Source organism: Vibrio breoganii (assembly GCF_001677275.1).
GTDB classification, from domain to species: domain Bacteria; phylum Pseudomonadota; class Gammaproteobacteria; order Enterobacterales; family Vibrionaceae; genus Vibrio; species Vibrio breoganii.
The window spans coordinates 2,738,085-2,762,990 of sequence record NZ_CP016177.1; the positions used below are offsets into that span (position 1 = coordinate 2,738,085).

17 protein-coding genes, 2 tRNA genes and 4 rRNA genes are annotated in these 24,906 nt (G+C 45.8%); 7 read left to right on the forward strand and 16 right to left on the reverse strand.

Annotated elements, in window-relative coordinates:
* The first annotated feature begins 109 nt into the window (after positions 1-109).
* Positions 110-997: an HTH-type transcriptional activator IlvY gene (gene ilvY / locus A6E01_RS12720; protein ID WP_017029527.1), complete on the forward strand. Its 888-nt coding sequence runs from the start codon at positions 110-112 to the stop codon at positions 995-997.
* A gap of 60 nt (positions 998-1,057) precedes the next feature.
* Here the strand turns inward: ilvY and A6E01_RS12725 are convergent.
* A protein-coding gene (locus A6E01_RS12725; RefSeq protein WP_156744619.1) for an IS3 family transposase occupies positions 1,058-2,229 on the reverse strand; the annotation gives its coding sequence in 2 pieces (ribosomal slippage) (positions 1,058-1,956 and positions 1,956-2,229; 1,173 coding nt in all).
* Between the two features lie 890 nt (positions 2,230-3,119).
* On the opposite strand from A6E01_RS12725, the gene A6E01_RS20960 reads away from it, so the two are divergent.
* Positions 3,120-4,155 (forward strand): IS630 family transposase gene (locus tag A6E01_RS20960; protein ID WP_371944777.1). Its coding sequence is split into 2 segments (ribosomal slippage): positions 3,120-3,586 and positions 3,585-4,155, totalling 1,038 coding nucleotides; the frame shifts between segments, so codons are not numbered across the junction.
* A gap of 168 nt (positions 4,156-4,323) precedes the next feature.
* On the opposite strand, the gene rrf (A6E01_RS12750) is transcribed toward A6E01_RS20960, so the two are convergent.
* The 12 genes from rrf (A6E01_RS12750) to trxA form a co-directional block, all read right to left on the reverse strand.
* Positions 4,324-4,439, reverse strand: a 5S ribosomal RNA gene (rrf, locus tag A6E01_RS12750).
* Positions 4,440-4,482: 43 nt separating this feature from the next.
* A tRNA-Thr gene (locus A6E01_RS12755) sits at positions 4,483-4,558 on the reverse strand.
* Positions 4,559-4,617: 59 nt separating this feature from the next.
* Positions 4,618-4,733: ribosomal RNA gene (gene rrf, locus A6E01_RS12760) — 5S ribosomal RNA — on the reverse strand.
* A gap of 91 nt (positions 4,734-4,824) precedes the next feature.
* Positions 4,825-7,713: ribosomal RNA gene (locus A6E01_RS12765) — 23S ribosomal RNA — on the reverse strand.
* Between the two features lie 370 nt (positions 7,714-8,083).
* Positions 8,084-8,159, reverse strand: a tRNA-Ala gene (locus A6E01_RS12770).
* 76 nt (positions 8,160-8,235) lie between these two features.
* Positions 8,236-9,790, reverse strand: a 16S ribosomal RNA gene (locus tag A6E01_RS12775).
* Together the 16S, 23S and 5S rRNA genes with 2 tRNA genes alongside form the textbook arrangement of a ribosomal RNA operon.
* Before the next feature lie 553 nt (positions 9,791-10,343).
* Entirely contained in the window at positions 10,344-11,054 is a 711-nt protein-coding gene (gene fre / locus A6E01_RS12780) for an NAD(P)H-flavin reductase (protein WP_017027069.1), read from the reverse strand.
* Between the two features lie 16 nt (positions 11,055-11,070).
* On the reverse strand, positions 11,071-11,340 hold the full coding sequence (locus A6E01_RS12785; RefSeq protein ID WP_017027070.1) for a 2Fe-2S iron-sulfur cluster-binding protein: 270 nt from the start codon (positions 11,338-11,340) through the stop codon (positions 11,071-11,073).
* A complete protein-coding gene (gene ubiD / locus A6E01_RS12790) occupies positions 11,337-13,196 on the reverse strand; it encodes a 4-hydroxy-3-polyprenylbenzoate decarboxylase (protein WP_017032912.1) in 1,860 nt (619 codons plus the stop codon). Before ubiD ends, A6E01_RS12785 begins: the two co-directional genes overlap by 4 nt.
* A gap of 68 nt (positions 13,197-13,264) precedes the next feature.
* Positions 13,265-14,230, reverse strand: coding sequence for a hypothetical protein (locus A6E01_RS12795; protein WP_065210315.1), 966 nt, complete (start codon positions 14,228-14,230; stop codon positions 13,265-13,267).
* Between the two features lie 146 nt (positions 14,231-14,376).
* Positions 14,377-15,636 (reverse strand): transcription termination factor Rho, encoded by a 1,260-nt coding sequence (gene rho, locus A6E01_RS12800; RefSeq protein ID WP_017027073.1) that lies wholly within the window; start codon positions 15,634-15,636, stop codon positions 14,377-14,379.
* Positions 15,637-15,852: 216 nt separating this feature from the next.
* Positions 15,853-16,179, reverse strand: a complete 327-nt coding sequence (trxA, locus tag A6E01_RS12805; RefSeq protein ID WP_017027074.1) for a thioredoxin TrxA — start codon at positions 16,177-16,179, stop codon at positions 15,853-15,855.
* Between the two features lie 112 nt (positions 16,180-16,291).
* Here trxA and rhlB point away from each other — a divergent pair, with 112 nt between their 5' ends.
* From rhlB to A6E01_RS12820, 3 genes are all read left to right on the forward strand, one after another.
* The gene (gene rhlB, locus A6E01_RS12810) at positions 16,292-17,587 is read left to right on the forward strand and encodes an ATP-dependent RNA helicase RhlB (protein ID WP_026026055.1); all 1,296 of its coding nucleotides are present in this window, start codon (positions 16,292-16,294) and stop codon (positions 17,585-17,587) included.
* Between the two features lie 23 nt (positions 17,588-17,610).
* Positions 17,611-19,095 carry a guanosine-5'-triphosphate,3'-diphosphate diphosphatase gene (gene gppA / locus A6E01_RS12815; protein ID WP_065210316.1) on the forward strand — a complete coding sequence of 495 codons (1,485 nt, stop codon included), beginning with the start codon at positions 17,611-17,613 and terminating at the stop codon, positions 19,093-19,095.
* An 83-nt stretch (positions 19,096-19,178) separates the two neighbouring features.
* The gene (locus A6E01_RS12820) at positions 19,179-20,153 is read left to right on the forward strand and encodes a glycosyl transferase family protein (RefSeq protein WP_017027077.1); all 975 of its coding nucleotides are present in this window, start codon (positions 19,179-19,181) and stop codon (positions 20,151-20,153) included.
* Positions 20,154-20,205: 52 nt separating this feature from the next.
* Here A6E01_RS12820 and A6E01_RS12825 read toward each other — a convergent pair whose 3' ends face one another.
* From A6E01_RS12825 to recQ, 3 genes are all read right to left on the reverse strand, one after another.
* The gene (locus A6E01_RS12825) at positions 20,206-20,871 is read right to left on the reverse strand and encodes a 7-cyano-7-deazaguanine/7-aminomethyl-7-deazaguanine transporter (protein ID WP_017027078.1); all 666 of its coding nucleotides are present in this window, start codon (positions 20,869-20,871) and stop codon (positions 20,206-20,208) included.
* A gap of 162 nt (positions 20,872-21,033) precedes the next feature.
* Positions 21,034-21,336, reverse strand: coding sequence for a DUF3630 family protein (locus A6E01_RS12830; RefSeq protein ID WP_017027079.1), 303 nt, complete (start codon positions 21,334-21,336; stop codon positions 21,034-21,036).
* The gene (recQ, locus tag A6E01_RS12835; protein WP_017032906.1) at positions 21,329-23,143 is read right to left on the reverse strand and encodes an ATP-dependent DNA helicase RecQ; all 1,815 of its coding nucleotides are present in this window, start codon (positions 23,141-23,143) and stop codon (positions 21,329-21,331) included. Before recQ ends, A6E01_RS12830 begins: the two co-directional genes overlap by 8 nt.
* Positions 23,144-23,307: 164 nt before the next feature.
* On the opposite strand from recQ, the gene rarD reads away from it, so the two are divergent.
* Both rarD and A6E01_RS12845 read left to right on the forward strand, forming a co-directional pair.
* On the forward strand, positions 23,308-24,207 hold the full coding sequence (gene rarD / locus A6E01_RS12840) for an EamA family transporter RarD (RefSeq protein ID WP_065210318.1): 900 nt from the start codon (positions 23,308-23,310) through the stop codon (positions 24,205-24,207).
* Positions 24,204-24,857 (forward strand): LysE family translocator, encoded by a 654-nt coding sequence (locus A6E01_RS12845; RefSeq protein WP_065210319.1) that lies wholly within the window; start codon positions 24,204-24,206, stop codon positions 24,855-24,857. Before rarD ends, A6E01_RS12845 begins: the two co-directional genes overlap by 4 nt.
* Positions 24,858-24,906: the final 49 nt, after the last annotated feature.

The following is a 24,906-nucleotide window of genomic DNA, read 5'->3' on the forward strand; positions in this document are numbered from 1 at the left end:
GTTCGGCTTTATTTGCCGATTGAGTTCATACTAATTCAGGTTGAAAGTTGCTTAAAGTGATATATTCACAACTAATCATTGCAAATTATGCAACAAGAAGATTACTCAAATGAACATCAAAAGCCTACAGATTTTTCTACATCTTTCTGAAAGTAAGAACTTCAGCAAGACTGCGTCCGCAATGCACATGAGCCCATCGGCATTAAGCCGTCAAATAAAGCGCTTAGAACAAGAAGCGGAGCAGATTCTATTCATTAGAGACAATAGAAGTGTTGAGTTAACCACCGCAGGCAAAGAGCTGCTCCCTGTTGCTCACAACATTGTGAATCAATGGCAAACCTTTACCCTAAACTTTTCAGATCATAAGGATGTATTAAAGGGTGAGATACGGCTATTTTGCTCGGTAACAGCAAGCTACAGCCACTTGCCTCGTTTACTGTCAGAGTTTCGTTTATTGCATCCATTGATCGAGTATAAGCTCAGTACCGGTGACCCTGCACAAGCAATAGAAAAGGTACTAAATGATGAAGCGGATATCGCCATTTCTGCAGAAAGTGACCAATTACCTTCAAGGGTTGCCTTTGAAAACATCAGCGAGATTTCATTATCGGTTATAGCCCCTAAGGGAGTAGCCAATATAGAAAGCATGCTCACAGAGCCTATTAACTGGAATGAAATTCCCTTTATTATACCCTCAGAGGGCACCGCTCGAGATCGCTGTAATACCTGGTTTAAGCGAAGCAAGATTAAGCCAAACATCTATGCGCAGGTGGCAGGGCATGAGGCGATCGTCAGTATGGTGGCATTAGGCTGTGGTATTGGAATTGCACCAGATGTCGTGATTAATAACAGCCCAGTAAAAGACCATATTCAAAAGCTGGATGTGGAGCCGGTTAAGCCATTTAAGCTAGGGGTATGTTGCAAGCGTTCGCAGCTCAATAATCCACTGATCAAGGCCTTGTGGAGTGTGGCTGAGGCTAATTATATTTCGAGTTAGACTGGGTTCTGGGTTCTGGGTTCTGGGTTGATATGACCCCGTAAAAGTAGACACGGGGTTTTATTTTACTAGTTCGAAATCATTGGGACTAACTCCACCGAGTGTCCCATGTTTTCTTACTGAATTATAATAATTAACGATATAAAGTCGACTTTGAGTGATCATTTGCTGGCGAGATATCTCTCCAACGTTACTCATCCACTCTTTTTTGTACTGTGCAAAGAAGCTCTCTGCACACGCATTATCCCAGCAATTTCCTTTCCTAGACATACTCACGGTAATGTTCCGTTTGTGATGCCAAAGCAATGTATTCTCAGCCGTATATTGGGTTCCTTGATCTGAATGAAATAGTAATTTGTCACCGTCCGGCTTTCTGAGCTTCCACGCTCGATTTAGTGTCTTTATGACTAAGTCAGCATTGTTTATTTTGCTCGTTCCCCAACCAACAACTTTTCTTGAGTACAAATCAAGAATTACACACAAGTATTGCCAACCATCCCGGCACCTAACCTGAGTAATATCGGATACCCAAACACGATTAGGGTCAGCGACTTTAAACTCTCGATTCAGCAGATTAAAAGCGTTAATGGTATTTGATTTACTTACTGCGCGACCAAAGCTGCGTTTACAAGCCCGAGAACGATAGCCCATAGCTTGCAGTAAGCGTTGGACCCTCGCTTTGCTGCACACAAAGCTGTTTTCAATCGCAAATTTCCAAAGCTTCCGATAACCAGGAATACAGTGCTGCTCGTCGCTGGTAGCCTTGAGAAAATCAGATAATGTACGATTCTCTACAGACCGTTCACTAAGTTCACTGTTCAACCACTTATAATACCCTGAACGAGAGACTTCAAAGAGATGGCAAAGCCACTTAATCGGTCGCTTGGCACTATGGTGCTTAGCTATAAACTCAAACTTTATTCTTTTCGGCTGTCGAAGTAGGCCTTCGCCTTTTTTAGCATGTCATTCTCCATTTCAGCCCTTTCAAGCTGCTTTTTAAGACGAGCGACTTCTCGCTCTAGCTCAGCTAAAGAATGCTCTGGACCTTCGTTCTTAATTGGGTTTGAAGTTTGCTTAGATGATGTCAATTTGCGCCTCCATTTACTCAAAAGCCTAGGATGAATACCTAATGACTTAGCGACTGAGTTTACTGTATCTGGAGACTCTAGTGATTTTTGAACTGCGTTTCTTTTAAACTCGTTTGAAAATACTCGTCTTTGTTTTACTTGCATGACACCTAATCCTTAAATTAGGTGTCTACTTTATTGAGGTCGTATCAGGTTCTGGGTTCTGGGTTCTGGGTTCTGGGTTCTGGGTTCTGGGTTCTGGGTTCTGGGGAGATTTTACAAACGCTAGATATGAAAAAACTCGCTATAAAAGCGGGTTATTCAAAATTAAAGCCTGGCGATGTCCTACTCCCACATGGGCGGTGCGGCGATCCGCAAACACACGCTACTTTTCCAAGATTCAGATATGAAAAAACCCGCTATAAAAGCGGGTTTTTTTCAAATTTAAAGCCTGGCGATGTCCTACTCCCACATGGGCGGTGCGGCGATCCGCAAACACACGCTACTTTTCCAAGATTCAGATATGAAAAAACCCGCTATAGAAGCGGGTTTTTTCAAATTTAAAGCCTGGCGATGTCCTACTCTCACATGGGCGGTGCGGCGATCCGCAAACACACGCTACTTTTCCAAGATTCAGATATGAAAAAACCCGCTATAGAAGCGGGTTTTTTCAAATTTAAAGCCTGGCGATGTCCTACTCCCACATGGGCGGTGCGGCGATCCGCAAACACACGCTACTTTTCCAAGATTCAGATATGAAAAAACCCGCTATAGAAGCGGGTTTTTTCAAATTTAAAGCCTGGCGATGTCCTACTCTCACATGGGCGGTGCGGCGATCCGCAAACACACGCTACTTTTCCAAGATTCAGATATGAAAAAACCCGCTATAGAAGCGGGTTTTTTCAAATTTAAAGCCTGGCGATGTCCTACTCTCACATGGGCGGTGCGGCGATCCGCAAACACACGCTACTTTTCCAAGATTCAGATATGAATAATACCAATTAAAGTAAAAATATGATCTAATTGAGGCTATCAAACAATTGTGAAATATTGCTATGGATAGCCTTGATAATACCGATTTCAAAAAGCTAGCGAGTCAACAAAAAACCATTCAGATGAAGGTTCGCTTACTAGCGCTTGCACACTTCAAAGAAGGTCATTCGCGAACTCAAATTGCTAAATATCTTAAAGTTAGCCGAACCAGTGTGAATAAATGGGTTAAGGTCTTTTTTGAAGAAGGCTTGGAAGGGCTTCAAGAAAAACCCCGCACAGGTAGACCTGCATATCTCAATGAGGAACAACGAAAACAACTCAGCGAATTCATACAAAAAGCAGCTGAATCACCGTCTGGAGGACGTCTTGTCGGTAGCGATATACATGACTACATCGTTGAACACTTTGATAAACACTATCACCCCAATTCCATCTATTATCTCCTCGAGCACATGGGCTTTTCTTGGATAACTTCTCGTTCAAAACACCCTAAGCAATCACAGCAAATCCAAGACGATTTTAAAAAAATTCCAAATAGAAACGATCCTTAAGATCCCCGGCCATATTGGGCTAGAACAGGTTGATGTCTGGTTTCAAGATGAGGCTAGATTTGGTCAGCAGAACACAACAACTCGTCTTTGGGCGACTCGCGGAACGAGGCCTAGAGTCGTAAAACAGCAGCAATTTGAATACGCTTATTTGTTTGGCTCTGTGTGCCCAGCAAGAGGGATCGGCGAAGCAATAGTTGTTCCTTGGGTAAACAAGGACATCATGATCAACCACCTAGAACAAATATCGAAAGCTACAGAAAAAGGTCGTCATGCAGTCGTAATAATGGATGGTGCAGGCTGGCATACGGACGACATAGCGAACCAATTTAATAACGTCAGTATCATCAAGCTTCCTCCATACTCGCCAGAGCTGAACCCTATTGAACAAGTTTGGAGCTGGTTAAGACAACATTATTTAGCAAACCAAAGTTTCACTGATTACAACGAAATTGTGTCCAAGGTTTGTCGCGCTTGGAATGGCTTTCTTGAGTGCAGAGATCGCGTCACAAAAATGTGCCAAAGAGATTGGATAGACCTGATCAGTTAATTTTCCGGATTGGTATAAACCCGCTATAGAAGCGGGTTTTTTCAAATTTAAAGCCTGGCGATGTCCTACTCCCACATGGGCGGTGCGGCGATCCGCAAACACACGCTACTTTTCCAAGATTCAGATATGAAAAAACCCGCTATAGAAGCGGGTTTTTTCAAATTTAAAGCCTGGCGATGTCCTACTCTCACATGGGGAAACCCCACACTACCATCGGCGCTATTATGTTTCACTTCTGAGTTCGGCATGGAATCAGGTGGGTCCACAATGCTATGGTCGCCAAGCAAATTTTGTGTGCAATCAGATTAAGAATCTAATAGCAAAATATGGTGCTAGTACCCAGAGTCGAACTGGGGACCTCACCCTTACCAAGGGTGCGCTCTACCAACTGAGCCATACCAGCAATTTGTCGTCTAGAGAGACGAAAAAACCCGCTTCAAAAGCGGGTTATTCAAAATTAAAGCCTGGCGATGTCCTACTCTCACATGGGGAAACCCCACACTACCATCGGCGCTATTATGTTTCACTTCTGAGTTCGGCATGGAATCAGGTGGGTCCACAATGCTATGGTCGCCAAGCAAATTTTAAAATTCGGAAAGCTATTATTTAAAAGTTATATCACACATTCAAAGTTCTTACTTTGAGTCCACAAAACCCCTTGGGTGTTGTATGGTTAAGCCTCACGGGCAATTAGTACAGGTTAGCTCAATGCCTCGCAGCACTTACACACCCTGCCTATCAACGTTCTAGTCTCGAACAACCCTTTAGGACACTTAAAGTGCCAGGGAAGACTCATCTCAGGGCTCGCTTCCCGCTTAGATGCTTTCAGCGGTTATCGATTCCGAACTTAGCTACCGGGCAATGCCATTGGCATGACAACCCGAACACCAGAGGTTCGTCCACTCCGGTCCTCTCGTACTAGGAGCAGCCCCCTTCAATCTTCCAACGCCCACGGCAGATAGGGACCGAACTGTCTCACGACGTTCTAAACCCAGCTCGCGTACCACTTTAAATGGCGAACAGCCATACCCTTGGGACCGACTTCAGCCCCAGGATGTGATGAGCCGACATCGAGGTGCCAAACACCGCCGTCGATATGAACTCTTGGGCGGTATCAGCCTGTTATCCCCGGAGTACCTTTTATCCGTTGAGCGATGGCCCTTCCATTCAGAACCACCGGATCACTATGACCTGCTTTCGCACCTGCTCGAATTGTCATTCTCGCAGTCAAGCGGGCTTATGCCATTGCACTAACCACACGATGTCCAACCGTGTTTAGCCCACCTTCGTGCTCCTCCGTTACTCTTTGGGAGGAGACCGCCCCAGTCAAACTACCCACCAGGCACTGTCCTCATCCCCGATAAGGGGACTAAGTTAGAACATCAACACTACAAGGGTGGTATTTCAAGGACGGCTCCAACGATACTGGCGTACCGTCTTCAAAGCCTCCCACCTATCCTACACATGTAGGGTCAATGTTCAGTGCCAAGCTGTAGTAAAGGTTCACGGGGTCTTTCCGTCTAGCCGCGGGTACACTGCATCTTCACAGCGATTTCAATTTCACTGAGTCTCGGGTGGAGACAGCGTGGCCATCATTACGCCATTCGTGCAGGTCGGAACTTACCCGACAAGGAATTTCGCTACCTTAGGACCGTTATAGTTACGGCCGCCGTTTACCGGGGCTTCGATCAAGAGCTTCGACCGAAGTCTAACCCCATCAATTAACCTTCCGGCACCGGGCAGGCGTCACACCGTATACGTCATCTTACGATTTTGCACAGTGCTGTGTTTTTAATAAACAGTTGCAGCCACCTGGTATCTGCGACTCCTAGTAGCTCCATCCGCAAGGGACTTCACCGCCAAGAGCGTACCTTCTCCCGAAGTTACGGTACCATTTTGCCTAGTTCCTTCACCCGAGTTCTCTCAAGCGCCTTGGTATTCTCTACCCGACCACCTGTGTCGGTTTGGGGTACGATTTCTTATAATCTGAAGCTTAGAGGCTTTTCCTGGAAGCATGGCATCAATGACTTCACTGCACGTAGCAGCTCGACATCGTATCTCAGCGTTGAGAAAGTCCGGATTTACCTAAACCTTCCGCCTACATACTTGAACCTGGACAACCATCGCCAGGCCCACCTAGCCTTCTCCGTCCCCCCATCGCAATTATAAGAAGTACGGGAATATTAACCCGTTTCCCATCGACTACGCCTTTCGGCCTCGCCTTAGGGGTCGACTTACCCTGCCCCGATTAACGTTGGACAGGAACCCTTGGTCTTCCGGCGAGGGGGTTTTTCACCCCCTTTATCGTTACTCATGTCAGCATTCGCACTTCTGATACGTCCAGCAGCCCTTACAGACCACCTTCAACCGCTTACAGAACGCTCCCCTACCCCGCATACAAAGTATGCAGCCGCAGCTTCGGTGTATAGCTTAGCCCCGTTACATCTTCCGCGCAGGCCGACTCGACCAGTGAGCTATTACGCTTTCTTTAAATGATGGCTGCTTCTAAGCCAACATCCTGGCTGTCTGAGCCTTCCCACATCGTTTCCCACTTAGCTATACTTTGGGACCTTAGCTGGCGGTCTGGGTTGTTTCCCTCTCCACGACGGACGTTAGCACCCGCCGTGTGTCTCCCGGATAGTACTCAATGGTATTCGGAGTTTGCAAAGGGTTGGTAAGTCGGGATGACCCCCTAGCCTTAACAGTGCTCTACCCCCATTGGTATTCGTCCGAGGCGCTACCTAAATAGCTTTCGGGGAGAACCAGCTATCTCCAGGTTTGATTGGCCTTTCACCCCTAGCCACAAGTCATCCGCTAATTTTTCAACATTAGTCGGTTCGGTCCTCCAGTTGATGTTACTCAACCTTCAACCTGCCCATGGCTAGATCACCTGGTTTCGGGTCTAATTCTAGCAACTCGACGCCCAGTTAAGACTCGGTTTCCCTACGGCTCCCCTATACGGTTAACCTTGCTACTAAAATTAAGTCGCTGACCCATTATACAAAAGGTACGCAGTCACGCTTCGAGGCGCTCCTACTGCTTGTACGTACACGGTTTCAGGTTCTATTTCACTCCCCTCACAGGGGTTCTTTTCGCCTTTCCCTCACGGTACTGGTTCACTATCGGTCAGTCAGTAGTATTTAGCCTTGGAGGATGGTCCCCCCATGTTCAAACAGGATATCACGTGTCCCGCCTTACTCGTTTTCACTTAAAATGCGTTGTCGGTTACGGGGCTATCACCCTATACTGCGAGACTTTCCAGACTCTTCACCTGACGCATTAAAAGCTTAAGGGCTAATCCAATTTCGCTCGCCGCTACTTTCGGAATCTCGGTTGATTTCTCTTCCTTCGGGTACTTAGATGTTTCAGTTCCCCGAGTTTGCCTCATTAACCTATGTATTCAGTTAATGATACGTGCTTATGCACGTGGGTTTCCCCATTCAGAAATCCCAGACTCAAATGGTTATTACTACCTAATCTGGGCTTATCGCAAGTTATTACGTCTTTCATCGCCTCTGACTGCCAAGGCATCCACCGTGTACGCTTAGTCACTTAACCATACAACCCCAAAGGGTCTTGCTTAACGCAATGCAGTTGCTACGCTGCAGTATGACGTTTCCAAGGTGCGTTATCTCTTTATTATGAGCGAGATAACATTCGATTTTGCCGGACTCAAATTTGAATGCATCCTGGCAAGGATACATTCCCAAGAACACTTGAATGTGTGTTGGTACCTACATCCCTCTTTATTTAAAAAGAAGTACATAGGATTTGAGAACTTTTAAATTTGATTAGTAATGAAATCACATTACTAATCGTCAGCTTTCCAAATTGTTAAAGAGCATGAATTTCCAAGCAATAATGCTTATGAAACCATTTTTAAATATTCTCTATTCTTTCTAGAGAAAAGAACAAAAACACTTAAAGATGGTGGAGCTATGCGGGATCGAACCGCAGACCTCCTCGCTGCCAGCGAGGCGCTCTCCCAGCTGAGCTATAGCCCCATCTGGAAGTTTTTCCTGCTCTAACTTTTTAAACCATATCAATCTGTGTGGACACTCATCGTGAATAATCATCGTATAAGGAGGTGATCCAGCCCCAGGTTCCCCTAGGGCTACCTTGTTACGACTTCACCCCAGTCATGAACCACAAAGTGGTGAGCGTCCTCCTCGAAAGGTTAAACTACCCACTTCTTTTGCAGCCCACTCCCATGGTGTGACGGGCGGTGTGTACAAGGCCCGGGAACGTATTCACCGTGACATTCTGATTCACGATTACTAGCGATTCCGACTTCATGGAGTCGAGTTGCAGACTCCAATCCGGACTACGACGCACTTTTTGGGATTCGCTCACCATCGCTGGTTGGCTGCCCTCTGTATGCGCCATTGTAGCACGTGTGTAGCCCTACTCGTAAGGGCCATGATGACTTGACGTCGTCCCCACCTTCCTCCGGTTTATCACCGGCAGTCTCCCTGGAGTTCCCACCATTACGTGCTGGCAAACAAGGATAAGGGTTGCGCTCGTTGCGGGACTTAACCCAACATTTCACAACACGAGCTGACGACAGCCATGCAGCACCTGTCTCAGAGTTCCCGAAGGCACCAAAGCATCTCTGCTAAGTTCTCTGGATGTCAAGAGTAGGTAAGGTTCTTCGCGTTGCATCGAATTAAACCACATGCTCCACCGCTTGTGCGGGCCCCCGTCAATTCATTTGAGTTTTAATCTTGCGACCGTACTCCCCAGGCGGTCTACTTAACGCGTTAGCTCCGAAAGCCACGGCTCAAGGCCACAACCTCCAAGTAGACATCGTTTACGGCGTGGACTACCAGGGTATCTAATCCTGTTTGCTCCCCACGCTTTCGCATCTGAGTGTCAGTATCTGTCCAGGGGGCCGCCTTCGCCACTGGTATTCCTTCAGATCTCTACGCATTTCACCGCTACACCTGAAATTCTACCCCCCTCTACAGTACTCTAGCCTGCCAGTTTCAAATGCGGTTCCGAGGTTGAGCCCCGGGCTTTCACATCTGACTTAACAAACCACCTGCATGCGCTTTACGCCCAGTAATTCCGATTAACGCTCGCACCCTCCGTATTACCGCGGCTGCTGGCACGGAGTTAGCCGGTGCTTCTTCTGTCGCTAACGTCAAACACTAAAGCTATTAACTCTAATGCCTTCCTCACGACTGAAAGTACTTTACAACCCGAAGGCCTTCTTCATACACGCGGCATGGCTGCATCAGGCTTGCGCCCATTGTGCAATATTCCCCACTGCTGCCTCCCGTAGGAGTCTGGACCGTGTCTCAGTTCCAGTGTGGCTGATCATCCTCTCAGACCAGCTAGGGATCGTCGCCTTGGTGAGCCATTACCTCACCAACTAGCTAATCCCACCTGGGCATATCCTGAAGCGAGAGGCCCGAAGGTCCCCCTCTTTGGTCCGTAGACGTTATGCGGTATTAGCCATCGTTTCCAATGGTTATCCCCCACATCAGGGCAATTTCCCAGGCATTACTCACCCGTCCGCCGCTCGACGCCCAATAAATCACCCGAAGGGTCAATGTTGTCGTTTCCGCTCGACTTGCATGTGTTAGGCCTGCCGCCAGCGTTCAATCTGAGCCATGATCAAACTCTTCAATTAAAGTTTTGTTGAAGCTTACGCTTCGGCTCAATGAATACTGACTTCAAAACTGTTCCTTACTCGAAAGTAAGAAGTAATTTTAAAGCTATTATCGTTCCAACAGAACGATAATGAATTGACTGTGCCAATGACTAAAAGTCATCGTTTTGGTCACTCAGTTCATTGATAAATCTTTTCGATTATCATCAACGAGTGCCCACACAGATTGATAGGTCTAAATTGTTAAAGAGCGTTGCTTTTCGACGATTCCTTTTGTGAGGAGTCTCTCAAAGCGGACAGCCATTCTAGCGATTTGAACCTCAGTGTCAAACACTTTTTGAATTTAATTTTCTAAGAGAAGTTAAACTCAATTGGGTTCGGCTAGTTAGCCTACTGAAACACTGCGAAGCGTTTCCGCTGTTGCCGTGTCAGTGGGGCGCATTATAGAGATGCTCGTCACATTGGCAAGCCTTTTCTATAAGTTTTTTGCAGTTTCTTTTTTTACGCTCAACAAACAAACAACCCGCTTGAAAAGCGGGCTGTTTTGGTCGGTTTAAAGCAGTTTCTGATAGTTTTAGATAAATGCGAACGCATCAGAATAAATTTGCTCGACCTTAGCTTTCTTATTAAAGATAAACTGCTCTCTTGCACTACCGGCCATTTCAAATCGACCTGCTATATAGATGTCATACTCAGAGAGGTCTGAAAAATCCTGCATCACGGCTTGAAGCACATTGCCGGTTTTTCCAGTCCAAATGCCTTCATCATCTTCTACTACAGGAACAAAATGGATATTTGCGTGCTGTTCTTCAATAGACGTCAGTTCATCAAACGCATACAGCTGTGATTTACTTCTTGCTCCCCAATACAAATAGATTGGGTTATTGATATTTTGGCTGATGCAGTGATCCAGAATAGAACGCACGTAGCTAAAACCCGTTCCACCAGCGATAAGTAACATAGAGCGATCACTCTCTTTAAGAGCCGCATCACCATGAGGAGCATCAATAACAATATCACTACCATTGCTCAGCGCTTCATGCATACGGTTAACGACCTCAAGAGCATAAGCATTTTCTTCAGCAGCACCAATATGAAGCTCTAGCTCTCCCTCATGTCGACAAGGGCTACTTGCGATTGAAAAAGGACGCTTGTCTTTCTCACCCATTACGACCATCAAATACTGCCCCGCTTCAAACTCAACAGGAGTTTCAGGGTGCAACAATACTCGGAATGTATTGCTGGCTAAGGGCTTAATTGATTTTACTTTGCAACGAATGGTCATATCTTCCTCTATATCCTTACTCATCAAAAGTAAGTACTAAATCTGTGTTTGCAAACGCTTGGCAAGCAAAGACCCAGCCTTGGGCTTGCTCTTTCTCTGTTAGCATAGGTTCTAACTGATACGCTACTGTACCAGTCTTTAATCGGCATAGACACATTCCGCATGCTCCAACTTGGCATCGGTTAGGGAATGCGATGTTCTGAGATAGAGCAGCGTCTAATATGGTTTGCTGTTCCTCTATCTCAAATATTACACCACTGGGCAAAAGCTCTACCTTGTATGTCATAAGATGTTGAGCTGTTCCCAGATCTTATCAATACGAGCAACCAGCTCTTTATCTTTATGGATAGGTCTACCCCATTCCCTCGTCGCTTCACCTTGCAACTTGTTGGTGGCATCTATACCTAATTGAGAGTGTGGCCCATCAATAAATTGACTATCACGAGCCGGATCCATACGGGTGGTAATAGCCCAAATCACATCATTCCAATCTCTAACATTAACGTCTTGATCGCAGACAATGACAAACTTCATCTCTGCATGTTGAGAGAACTCAGCTAACACTGCATCAATGACTTCGATCCCTTGGTTAGCTTGTTGCTTATCTATGGATAGAATAGCCATCCCGCCAAAGCCCGCTTCAGTAGGTAAATAACAATCCTTTATAAATGGAAATTGCTGTTTTAGTGCGTCAAATAGCTGCTCGGCTTTTTCCTGCTGCAGAGCAGGTAAAGGTGTAGACGAACCTTCTTTAGACATGGCTAACTCTGCTGGCCATTTGATGGTCGCATCTAGACCCATCTTCGAGCCAAGGCCTGCAACTGGTGAAGCAAAATCAAGAGAATCTATTGGGGTGTTCTCAATCATCACTATGTCGCGTTTCGGTTGCATGTGCTCTGTCATTGCCGCGACAACTTGATTCCAATCTCGAGCATCAACACTTTCATCGCATACTAGTACATATTTGGTGTACATAAACTGACGTAAGAAAGACCACACGCCCATCATCACACGCTTGGCGTGACCCGGGTATTGTTTCTTCATGGTCACTACCGCCATGCGATAAGAACAGCCCTCTGGAGGTAGGTAAAAATCCTCTATCTCTGGAAATTGCTTTTGTAGTATAGGGACAAAAACTTCATTCAGGGCGACACCTAATACCGCAGGTTCATCTGGCGGACGTCCCGTGTAGGTACTGTGATAAATAGGGTCTTTACGCATCGTAATGTGTGTAATGGTAAACACATTATGACTTTCTACTTCATTGTAGTAGCCGGTGTGGTCACCATAAGGGCCTTCGTCAGCAAATTCGCTAGGGTCGATATAACCTTCTAGCACAATCTCAGCACTGGCAGGAACATCTAGATCGTTGCTGATTGACTTAACCACTTCGGTTTTGCTGCCCCTTAACAAGCCTGCGAAGGCATACTCGGAGAGCGAATCTGGTACTGGCGTTACCGCACCTAGAATGGTTGCAGGGTCAGCACCAAAGGCTACTGAAACAGGGAATGGTTTTCCAGGGTTGGCTTCTGACCAATCTCTAAGATCGAGAGCACCACCTCGATGGGCTAACCAACGCATGATGACTTTATTCTTGCTTAGCTTTTGCTGGCGATAGATACCAAGGTTTTGTCGTTTCTGATTAGGTCCGCGAGTAACCGTTAATCCCCACGTTAATAGTGGAGCGACATCCTCGGGCCAACAACTCATAACTGGGATCTTATCTAAGTCGACGTCATCACCCTGCCAGACGATATCTTGGCAAGGCGCTTTACGAAGGCGCTTTGCCGGCATATTGAGGACTTGTTTAAAAACAGGCAGTTTATCTAGAGCATCTTTAAAGCCCTTTGGTGGCTCAGGCTCTTTAAGATAAGCCAGTAACTTGCCTACCTCTCGCAGATCGCTGACTTGTTGACGACCCATACCAAGAGCCACTCGCTTGGAGGTGCCAAATAGATTGGTTAAAACAGGCACATCATAGCCAATAGGATTTTCAAACAGTAATGCAGGACCACCAGCACGCAGGGTTCGGTCGCTGATTTCTGTCATTTCGTAGTCGGGATCAACCGGGTGGGAGATGCGCTTTAATTGTCCTTCTTTCTCCAGAAGGGCAAGAAAGTCTCGCAAGTCTTTGCAGCTCATAACAATCCATTTAGCCTAAAAAGATGGGCGCAGTATAGCAAAAAGCCCATCACCTTCCGCTAACAAATTTAACGGTTAAATATTTCTGGGTACTTACTTGCCCACTGATTGAACCAGCTATTGTACCCATAGCCTTGGATGCTTTCAGTGATCACCTGTGCATCACCTTGATTGCTCATCCTGGAGACCAAAAAATCTTCCGCGGGTTGCGAGGTCGGCGCGTATTTGGCTAGCAACTGCAGACTACGCTCACTCAATGAAGGGTTTTGGCTCGCCACGATCATTTGTTGTATTGAAAAGTCACTACCGTCTTGCCCTAGTCGTTCTAGCTCTCGACTTAATGCGCTATCGGCTTTCATCTTCCACACAATATCGTAGAGTTCAGGGTTATTGGATCTCGTTGCCATTGCGACCATCAGGTCTGAACTTGGTAACCAAGATAACACGCTGTTATCGGTAATCTGCTCAACGAGATAGGCCAATCCCTCATCTGAGATCGTGTCGATGTTGTTAATCAGTAGCTTTTCTCTTTGCGATGTCAGGTCTGGATGTTCCGTTAGCCAAGCACGTAAATCGAGTTGCTCATTCTCCACACCCACGTACAACTCAATGACTTGATCGTCCAACTTCCAATCATCAATCAGGCGCTGTGCCATTATTTGATAGGAAAACGCCGGAGAAACAAAACGGAAGCCATCCCCCTGCTCCACTATTTTCAGTGACGGGGCTACCTTGCGCTGAGTGTCAACAAAGACGGCTAAATCAGAGGTATATTGGGGGGCACTTTCAGAAATAGATTTGATGGCGAGAAACCTGACGACTTCTTGCTGCGGCTGTTTAATTCGAAGCAGATTGAAATTTGCTTGATCGGATTGTTCGGATAGAGCGAGCGATACTATGCGTTGCGCACTCTCCTGAGACTGAGCATCAGATAGCATTTGCTGCTTATCTTCCACGCTAAGTTCAATGGCTTGCACTGCAAATGAGCTGCCAAGCATGGCAGATAACAACGTAGCCAATAGCTTTTTATGCATACTCTTACTCCCTGTAATACTGTATACCAGCTTAGTGATACTATGCCGTCCTAGCATAGTTTTGTCGTAATTAAAAAAACGCCACCTTAGTTAGGTGGCGTATCTTACGATAAGTTCAGTTAATGGCAAATTTCGAAAGAAATCTGCTATTGACGTCGCATAGCGTCGAAGAACTCATTGTTAGTTTTGGTCATTGCCAACTTATCAATCAGGAACTCCATCGCATCAGTCTCACCCATTGGGTGTACGATCTTACGAAGAATCCACATCTTCTGAAGTTCATCTGGCTTAGTGAGCAACTCTTCACGACGAGTACCTGAACGGTTGAAATCAATCGCAGGGAAGACACGCTTTTCAGCAATCTTACGGTTTAGGTGCAGTTCCATGTTACCTGTACCCTTAAATTCTTCGTAGATAACTTCATCCATCTTAGAACCCGTATCTACCAAAGCAGTTGCAATAATAGTTAAGCTACCGCCTTCTTCTACGTTACGAGCCGCACCGAAGAAGCGCTTAGGTCTGTGAAGTGCATTCGCATCCACACCACCTGTTAGAACCTTGCCTGAAGAAGGGATTACTGTGTTGTAAGCACGCGCTAGACGAGTGATTGAATCAAGAAGGATAACAACGTCTTTCTTGTGCTCAACTAGACGTTTCGCTTTCTCGATTACCATCTCAGCAACCTGTACGTGACGAGACGCTGGCTCATCAAACGTAGAAGCGATTACTTCGCCCTGAACCAGGCGCTGCATCTCAGTTACTTCTTCTGGACGCTCATCGATAAGCAATACCATCAACTCACACTCTGGGTGGTTGCGGGCAATACTTTGGGCGATGTTTTGCAGCAACATTGTCTTACCCGCTTTTGGCGGAGCAACGATTAAGCCACGTTGACCTTTACCGATCGGTGAAGCCAAATCTAGGATACGAGCTGTAATATCTTCAGTCGCACCGTTACCTACTTCCATTACCATACGCTCGTTAGCGTGCAGTGGAGTCAGGTTTTCAAACAAAATCTTATTACGTGCGTTATCAGGCTTATCGTGGTTAACGGTATTAACCTTAAGCAATGCAAAGTAACGCTCACCATCTTTAGGCGGGCGAATCTTACCGGCAATGCTGTCACCTGTACGCAGGTTAAAGCGACGAATCTGACTTGGCGATACATAAATGTCATCTGGGCCAGCTAGATATGAACTGTCTGAGCTGCGCAGAAAACCAAATCCGTCTTGTAGAATCTCTAGGACGCCGTCACCAAAGATATCCTCTCCGCTTTTAGCGTGCGCTTTTAGCGTAGAAAATATGATGTCCTGCTTTCTCAATCTAGCAAGATTCTCAAGACCAAGGCTCTCACCAAGTTTCACTAAGTCTGAGACAGGTCTGTTCTTCAGCTCTGTTAGATTCATAGTGGTCGATTTTTCGGTGGTCTTTGTATTAGATTTAGTAGTCAAAATAGGATCTGTATGTGTTAGTTAGAGAGATTTGGTCTCAGGATCGACCAAGAAAAGGAAAATTGTATGATTTACGTGCAATAAACTAGCACTAAAAACAAGCCTAGTCTAGCTTCTAGAAAAAACAAAACCGTGCATTAAAAAATACACGGTTAATTTGTTTTTCTCATTTTAGATATTTGCGTCTAGGAACTCTTTAAGCTGAGTCTTTGAAAGCGCACCTACCTTGGTTGCCGCTACATTGCCGTCTTTAAACAACAGTAATGTTGGGATACCACGAATGCCATATTTTGGTGGCGTTGCTGGGTTGTGATCGATATTTAGCTTACCAATAGTAAGTTTACCAGCGTACTCTTCTGAGATTTCATTCAAAATAGGGGCAATCATTTTACATGGACCACACCATTCTGCCCAGAAATCTACCAGCACAGGGCCTGCAGCTTTTATTACATCACTTTCAAAACCGTCGTCAGAAAGCTGCAAAATCTTATCGCTCATCTTTAGCTCCAAATCAATTTTCTGATGCCGATCCGATGATTATCGGCAATTAGATTGCCTATTGGAATGGATTTCCTTTCTTAATGCAAGCGTAAGCTGATATTCTATGCTCATGAAAAAGACACACATCACAGAGCAAAAATTCGCCGACTTCGATTTGCACCCAGATATTATCACTGGATTGCAAACAAAAGGATTTGAGTATTGTACTCCGATTCAAGCGTTAGCGCTGCCAGTACTGCTCACTGGCCAAGACATTGCGGGGCAAGCTCAGACGGGTACTGGTAAAACATTAGCCTTTCTAACCGCTACTTTCGATTACCTACTTAAAAACCCTGCCGATGAGTCTCGAGCAGTGAACCAACCGCGCGCCATTATTATGGCACCAACGCGTGAGTTGGCTATTCAGATCCATCGTGATGCTGAAGCTTTGATTGCAAGCACCGGCCTTAAAGCTGCGCTTGCATATGGTGGTGAAAGCTACGACAAGCAGCTGAATGAGCTACAACAAGGTGTTGATATCTTGATCGGTACTACTGGTCGTATCATCGATTTCTTCAAGCAGAAAGCCTTTAACCTTAATCATATCCAAGCTGTTGTTCTTGACGAAGCTGACCGTATGTTTGACCTGGGTTTCATTAAAGACATTCGCTTTTTGTTCCGTCGTATGCCAGAGCCAAAAGATCGTCTTAACATGCTTTTCTCTGCAACCCTTTCTTACCGAGTGCAAGAACTTGCGTTCGAACACATGAACAATCCTGAGCATGTGGAAGTAGAACCAGAGCGTCGCACCAACGTCCGTATCGAAGAAGAGCTGTTCCACCCTTCAAATGAAGATAAGATCGCTCTGCTTATGACCTTGATTGAGCAAGATTGGCCTGAAAAAGCGATCATTTTTGCCAATACAAAATACAAATGTGAGCAAGTCTGGGGTTACCTAGCAGCCGATGAGCACCGTGTGGGTCTTTTAACAGGTGACATTCCGCAGAAAAAACGCGAACGAATTCTAGAGCAATTTACTACAGGCGAATTAGACTTCTTGGTTGCGACTGATGTTGCTGCACGTGGTCTACACATTCCACTGGTTACGCACGTATTTAACTACGACCTACCAGATGACGCTGAAGATTATGTTCACCGTATTGGCCGTACAGGACGTGCTGGTGAAAGCGGTCATTCAATCAGTTTTGCTTGTGAAGAGTATGCAGTTAACCTACCTGCAATCGAAGAATACATCGATCACTCAATTCCAGCATCAGACTATGACCCTGAAGCTTTGATTCAAGAGTTGCCGAGACCAATTCGTCTTCAACGCTCACCAAACACCCGTCGTCAAAGTGGTGGAAAACCTCAAGGTCGCAATAATAATCAGCGACGCAGCAGACCATCTAGGCCACATAACAGATAATCAGGAAACAGCTAATTTAGGTTATGACAGACTCATCTCCTCTTTATGCCGCCATTGACCTTGGCTCGAATAGCTTCCATATGCTTGTTGTAAAGCACGTACATGGAAGCGTTCGCACTATGGCGAAGATTAAGCGCAAGGTTCGCCTCGCTGCTGGTTTAGACAGTAGCAACGCGTTAAGTCAGGAAGCAATGCAAAGAGGATGGGACTGTTTGTCTCTATTTGCTGAACGCTTACAAGACATCCCTGAACAAAACATTCGTATTGTCGGAACCGCCACGCTTCGTGTCGCAACCAATATTGATGAGTTCTTGAATAAAGCCAATCAGATTCTGGGTAAAGATATTCAGGTTATCTCTGGGAATGAAGAAGCTGCCACTATATATAAAGGGGTTGCTCACACCTCTGGTGGTAAAGGTAAGCGTCTCGTTGTTGATATTGGTGGCGCCAGTACCGAACTGATTATCGGTGAAGGCTTTGACGCTAAGGTACTTAACAGCCTGCAAATGGGCTGCGTAACTTGGTTAGAGCAACACTTCAACGACCGACAGCTCACCGCTGACAATTTCCACCGCGCCATTGAGGCCGCCAAGCAAACTCTAAGCCCGGTTCTGAATGAATATACAGAGCTAGGTTGGGACTTGTGTGTAGGGGCTAGCGGAACCGTTCAAGCACTGCAAGAGATAATGCTAGCGCAAGGCATGGACGAAGTGATTACTCACTCCAAGTTAAAGCGCCTACAGAAACAAGCCATGCGAGCTCATGCCTTAGAAGAGCTTGAGATCGAAGGTCTCACCCTTGAGCGAGCCCTTGTCTTCCCTAGTGGTCTTTCTATTTTACTGGCCATTTTTGAGCTTTTAGACATTGATGAAATGACTCTTGCCGGCGGCGCGCTTCGCGAAGGCATGGTCTATGAAATGATCACCGAACTGCATCAAGAAGACATCCGTCAGCGAACCTTAACCAGCGTTCAACAGCGCTTTCAGCTCGATCAAGACTATGCACAGCAGGTTGCCGAGACCGCAAATAAGCTAGTCAATCAATGTGGTAGTGAGTTTCTGCCTGAGCCTGTCGCAATAGAATTGCTACAAGCCGCTGCTCAGTTACATGAAATTGGACTGACTATCGATTTTAAAAAGGCAGGTCAACATAATGCCTACCTACTGCAACACCTTGATTTACCGGGTTATACGCGAGCACAGAAAAATCTACTTGCCGACGTTACGCTACGCTATAAGGATGCTTTGTCCTCTTTACCTGAGCAGCAGGCCGTCAGTAAACAAAGCGCAGAAAACATCTTAAGAATTCTACGCTTGTCAGTGCTACTTACCCATAGGCGCAATGTGAATCTGCAGCCCTCAGTGGAACTGCAAGCGACAAGTAAACAACTTTGTTTATCCATTGATGCAAGTTGGTGTAACGCCAATCCATTGACCGTTGCTGAACTAGAGATTGAAGCCAATCGGCAGTCAGACCAAAACTGGCCTTTGCAAATCAAGCAGATATAATTTATCTAGCCCAGTTTATCCAACTGGGCTTTTTTACAGACAAATATTTTGAAAACAAAATCGAAGCAAGGAGAGCTTGAGAAATGAGCATTATATTGGAGTGCATCCGCTGTGTTGGCCGAGGAGAGCGTGGTCGTAAACCTCTCTCATTTGATCAAGCCTTTACGGTGATGGATCAATATCTTGACGGTCAGATCGACGATGATCAAATGGCGATGTTGATGATGCTCATTCGAGTTAACAATGAGACAGCTGCAGAGATTGCCGGCTTTACCAAGGCCTTCCACCAGCGATTACCAAAAATCGAAGTCGATATTGATTGGCCTTGTTATGCAGGAAAGAAAAGCAAACAAGATATCAATGGCAATCAACAATCCCTGCCCTGGAATCTGATCGCCGCCTCTATTCTCGCAGACGAGGGTTATAAGGTGCTGATCCATGGTCATCTTGATACAGGATCAGACCGCGTGCATAGCCAACACTATTTGCAGCCATTGAATATCGAAACGGCGCGCGATATTGAGCATGCTACTTCACTACTGCAATCTTCAAACATCGCTTACTTGCCTCTATCCCACTTTGCTCCTATCGCAGAGAAGATGCTTGATTGGAAGAAGCGCTACGGCTTGAGAACTCCGATAAATACTGTAGTGAGAGGATTAAACCCTGGTAGCGCAAAGTATGGCGTTAGAGGCAGCTTCCACCCAGGCTTTCAGGAATTGCATGCGGAGATCGAAACAAACATAGGTCACTCGAACTGCTCTATTGCCTCCTTTAAAGGAGTATCCGGTGAGTCTGAGTACAACCCAAAGGTAAGCCAGACAATTTGGACAAGTGATAGTAAGGGCTTACATTCGCACTACTGGAAAGAGATGTACAACGAACAAATCGTCAGCCCAAAACAGTGCCCTCTTGGCACGATAGAGGCTGACAAGGTTCAGATGGCTAACCACGTGGTAGCGTCTATTGCCGTGTTACTCTTTACCAAACTAAAAGATAAGCAATTATCCGACCAAGAAGCCTACCGCTTATGGACGCAGTTCTGTACCAAGTACTAACACTCAGTATAAAAAAAAGAGCTCCCTAGGGAGCTCTTTTTTTTGCGATATTCTATGCCTGTGCAGCGATTCTTTGGTCTGATTCGGTCGTCAGTTTTCGAATCAAGTAATTGAGCAAGACACCGTACATAGGAACAAACAAGCCCAAGCTAATTACAAGCTTAAACACATAGTCCACTAGCGCTATCTCTTGCCAGTGTTGCGCCATAAACGCATCAGGGCTGTTATAGAAAGCGATGCTAAAGAAAGCTAAGGTATCTAATGCATTACCAAATAAAGTGGAGCACGTTGGGGCAATCCACCATTGCTTCATTTGACGCAGGCGATTAAATACATGCACGTCCAAGATTTGTCCTAGCAAGTAAGCCATGAATGAAGCAATAGCGATTCTGGCCACGAACAGGTTGAACTCTCCAAGCGGAGCAAAACCTTGAAACTGCCCTTCAAAGAATACTACCGAGAGAAAATAGGACACTACTAGCGAAGGCAGCATTACCAAGAAGATAATTCTACGTGCAAGTGCAGCACCAAAGATGCGAACGGTCAGGTCTGTTGCCAAAAAGATAAATGGAAACGTAAACGCGCCCCAAGTGGTGTGAAAACCAAAAACGGTAAATGGCAGTTGAACGAGATAGTTGCTCGAGGCAATGATGATCAGGTGGAATGACGCTAAAAAGAAAAGCGCTTTTCGCAGTTGCGATGGATTAAAACGGTTCATATTGTACCTTTTTAGTAGATGGGGGCGAGGGAACCCATTCGAAGCAAGTCGCTTCATCTCAAAATTTAAAGCCCACCAAAATGGCGGGCTCGGAATTATACATAACGATTCAGATTGTGCAATACATGAACAGCACTATGGTTTCATGTGAAACCTTTCTAACTAAATACCCTTTGCTACCAGTCCAGCGAGGTATTGCAGTTCTTCTTCCGATTGGCCAGCAGATAGCGCCTCCAACCACATGGATTCACTATAGTGTTCCGCGCGCAACATTAACTGACAACCTTCGAAGTCAATCAACCAAGAGTGAAGGTCAGCATCTTGCTGCTTTTCCAATACTGTGGCACTGATAAGGTCGATAAATTGCTGTCCAACTGAAGGAAAGTCATCATGATCAAACGATGACGTGACCAAGGAAAGGCGACCTTTTTGAGAGTCAAAATGACGAAGAGTAAAACTAGACACCAGTAATGTGCTCCTGAATTAGATCGAGAAAGGCATCAGCGTATTTATCGAGTTTGCGTTGCCCCACTCCATTTACGGCCAGCATTTCACCATACGAAGTAGGCAGGATATCAGCCATATCAATCAAGGTAGCATCGTTAAACACCACATAAGGAGGTAAGCCTTCCTCATCAGCTACGCGCTTACGAAGATTACGTAATTTTGCAAACAGCTTCTTATCGTAGTGTTTGGTTGGGGTCTTGTCGGATTTGGCAGAAACCGTGAGATCCAGCCTAGGCACAGCAAGCTCTAATTCCATATCGCCACGTAATAACGGTCTGGCTTCTTCTGTCAGCTGCAAGGTTGAATTTCGTGCAATGTTTTGAGTCAGCATGCCTTTATGCACCAACTGACGCATAACACTCACCCAGTAGTCATGGCTATTATCGCGACCTATACCATAAGTCGTTAGCTTGTCATGACCGTTCTCGCGAATACGTATGTTCTGCATACCACGAAGCACTTCTGTCACATACCCCATACCAAAGGACTGATTAACACGATACACACAAGAGAGCGCCTTTCGTGCAGCCTCAGTACCATCAAAGGTTTTTGGCGGATCGATACAGATATCGCAGTTACCACACGCTTTCTCACGATACTCACCAAAATAATGCAGCAGGACTTGTCGACGGCAGGTTTGTGCTTCAGCAAAGGCACTCATTGCGTTTAACTTGTGCATCTCGACTTTTTTCTGCTGTTCATCCTCTTTTTCATCAAGCATGCGTCGCAACCAGTTGATGTCGGATGGGTCATACAAGGTCATCGCTTCAGCGGGCAAGCCATCTCGCCCTGCTCGACCGGTTTCCTGATAGTAGGACTCAATGTTTCTTGGGATATCAAAGTGCACAACAAAGCGCACATTCGGTTTATTGATTCCCATACCAAAGGCTACGGTGGCGACAACGATCTGAATATCATCTTTTTGAAACGCTTCTTGCACGTAGCCGCGCTCATCCGGATCCATTCCCGCATGATAGCCCATGGCTCGAATGCCGTTATTGCAGAGTTTTTCCGTCACCATTTCGACTTTCTTGCGACTGCCACAATAAATGATGCCGCACTGACCTTTCTGCGTCGCGAGATAGCGAATCACTTGAGCGACTGGCTTGGCTTTTTCTACCAAGGTATAGCGAATATTGGGTCTATCAAAGCTGCCTAGATAACAAAGAGGGTCATCGAGTTGCAGTCGGCCGTTAATATCGAGTCGCGTTGTATCGTCTGCTGTAGCGGTCAACGCCATAAAGGGTACATGGCTAAATTGCTGTTTTAACTGACCCAAAGACGCGTATTCAGGCCTAAAGTCATGCCCCCACTGAGAGATACAGTGCGCTTCATCAATGGCGATAAGGTTGATCTCTAAGTGCTGCAAACGCTCCATAAACTCATGCATGAGCACACGTTCTGGCGATACATAGATCAACTTTATTTTGCCTTGATGCATACGGTTATACACCGACAACAACTCCTCACGAGTCATGCTTGAGTTGATACACTCGGCAGCCACACCATTGGCTTTCAATTGGTCAACTTGGTCCTTCATCAATGAGATAAGCGGTGATATCACCAAGCCCATTCCAGAAGCCACCAGCATAGGCACTTGGTAACACATAGACTTACCACCACCGGTAGGCATGATAACCAAAGAGTCCTTTCCAGAGAGTGCAGCATCCACCACCTGTTGTTGGCCGTCGCGAAATTCCTGATAGCCAAACACATCCTCCAGCACGCGCTGCGGTGTTATTTGAGTATCGGATTCCTCAATCATAGACAAATGGGTGGACATGTAGGATGTATTACCTGTGAGTAGTGGATGATGAGTCAGCGCTACATTGTAAAGGGGATGATCTAGGATGCAAACCGCATTTTGCTGGCTCTTAGAGAGCACGCTCTCTATACTCTGCTGTTTTCCGAACAGTATCTTGAGAATCTATGGATAACCCAGCTCAACAACGCACTCGACAAGGTGTCATCTTCGCCATAATGGCATACACCATGTGGGGAATTGCGCCTATATATTTCAAAGCGTTATCTTCGGTTCCTGCCATTGAAATACTGATGCACCGAATCATTTGGTCCTTCTTTTTACTGGCTGGTCTGATCCACTTTGGACAAGGGTGGCGTTCCTTTCAAGAAATATTAAAAAGTAAAACCAAGCTCGTTTATTTGATCACCACCTCTCTTTTAATCGGAGTGAACTGGCTTATTTTTATCTGGGCCGTCAACAGCAATCATATGCTAGAGGCAAGTCTCGGTTATTACATAAACCCTATCATCAATGTCATGCTTGGGATGGTGTTTCTGAGCGAACGATTAAGACCGGTACAGTGGATCGCTGTTGCTCTGGCATTCTGTGGCGTTGCTATTGAGCTGATTGCCTTTGGCTCTATTCCTTACATCTCGTTTGCATTGGCCTGCAGCTTTGGTGGCTATGGGTTGTTAAGAAAGAAGGTAAACCTTGATGCCCAAACAGGTTTGTTCGTTGAAACCCTGCTGTTACTGCCACTGGCTGTCATTTATTGGGCCTTCTTTACCCATAGTGATACCTCCAACATGTTTAACAACAGCTGGGATTTAAACACACTACTCTTGCTCGCAGGAGCGATAACCACCGCACCACTACTTTGCTTTACCGGCGCGGCGACTCGTATCAAGCTATCGACTTTAGGCTTCTTCCAATACATAGGTCCAAGCCTGATGTTCATCTTGGCGATCACCGTCTACGGTGAGCACTTTAGTATCAATAAAGCCGTGACCTTCTTATTCATTTGGGCGGCTTTGGTAGTATTTAGCTTCGATGGAATCAAAAACGCTAGGAGCAATAGAAAGTGAACGAAGTTAATGTGTTACTGACTCTGGCTAGCGTACATTTTATTGCCTTAATGAGCCCAGGCCCTGATTTTGCTTTAGTGGTACAGAATTCAACACGCTACGGAAGACAAACGGGCATCGCTATTGCGTTTGGTCTTTCTATTGGCATTCTTATTCACTCAATCCTCAGCCTAACAGGGATCAGCTACCTCGTTCATTCACACCCAACGCTGTTTCTTGTGCTTCAGCTTATGGGGGGTAGCTACCTTGCTTACCTCGGATTAACGGGTATAAAGTCGATAATCCAAAGTATTCGAAAGCCTGCGGTAGACAAAAAACCGGGTAAGGATTTTACCCTCAATAGCAAGAAGCAAGCCTTCACTCGAGGCTTGACCACTAACCTATTGAATCCTAAAGCCTTAGTATTCTTCGTCAGTTTGATGTCGACATTGGTTCCAGCAAGCATGTCTGTAGAAGGCAAAGTCGCGGCACTAGTCATCCTTTGGAGCCTGTCGCTGTTTTGGTTCGCACTATTGGCGTGGGCTTTATCGACAAAAAGGTTGCAGCAAGTGCTCGCTCGCGTTGCCATCTATATCGATATCATTTGTTGCTTGCTGTTTTCCGTCTTAGGTACAGCCATTCTTTGGCAAGCGATCACTCAACTCCTATAACTTCTCTCTCAAAGTGTTCATTTTCATTTGAAAAATCATGATTAAATGC

Bases quoted from the DNA above. Each gene is read 5' to 3' on its own strand.
- rarD (WP_065210318.1), top strand. From the start codon at position 23,308: ATGGATAACCCAGCTCAACAACGCACTCGACAAGGTGTCATCTTCGCC.
- ubiD (WP_017032912.1), bottom strand. From the start codon at position 13,196: ATGAGCTGCAAAGACTTGCGAGACTTTCTTGCCCTTCTGGAGAAAGAA.
- trxA (WP_017027074.1), bottom strand. From the start codon at position 16,179: ATGAGCGATAAGATTTTGCAGCTTTCTGACGACGGTTTTGAAAGTGAT.
- A6E01_RS12820 (WP_017027077.1), top strand. From the start codon at position 19,179: ATGAGCATTATATTGGAGTGCATCCGCTGTGTTGGCCGAGGAGAGCGT.
- rhlB (WP_026026055.1), top strand. From the start codon at position 16,292: ATGAAAAAGACACACATCACAGAGCAAAAATTCGCCGACTTCGATTTG.
- ilvY (WP_017029527.1), top strand. From the start codon at position 110: ATGAACATCAAAAGCCTACAGATTTTTCTACATCTTTCTGAAAGTAAG.
- A6E01_RS12795 (WP_065210315.1), bottom strand. From the start codon at position 14,230: ATGCATAAAAAGCTATTGGCTACGTTGTTATCTGCCATGCTTGGCAGC.
- fre (WP_017027069.1), bottom strand. From the start codon at position 11,054: ATGACCATTCGTTGCAAAGTAAAATCAATTAAGCCCTTAGCCAGCAAT.
- rho (WP_017027073.1), bottom strand. From the start codon at position 15,636: ATGAATCTAACAGAGCTGAAGAACAGACCTGTCTCAGACTTAGTGAAA.
- gppA (WP_065210316.1), top strand. From the start codon at position 17,611: ATGACAGACTCATCTCCTCTTTATGCCGCCATTGACCTTGGCTCGAAT.
- A6E01_RS12825 (WP_017027078.1), bottom strand. From the start codon at position 20,871: ATGAACCGTTTTAATCCATCGCAACTGCGAAAAGCGCTTTTCTTTTTA.
- A6E01_RS12785 (WP_017027070.1), bottom strand. From the start codon at position 11,340: ATGACATACAAGGTAGAGCTTTTGCCCAGTGGTGTAATATTTGAGATA.
- recQ (WP_017032906.1), bottom strand. From the start codon at position 23,143: ATGATTGAGGAATCCGATACTCAAATAACACCGCAGCGCGTGCTGGAG.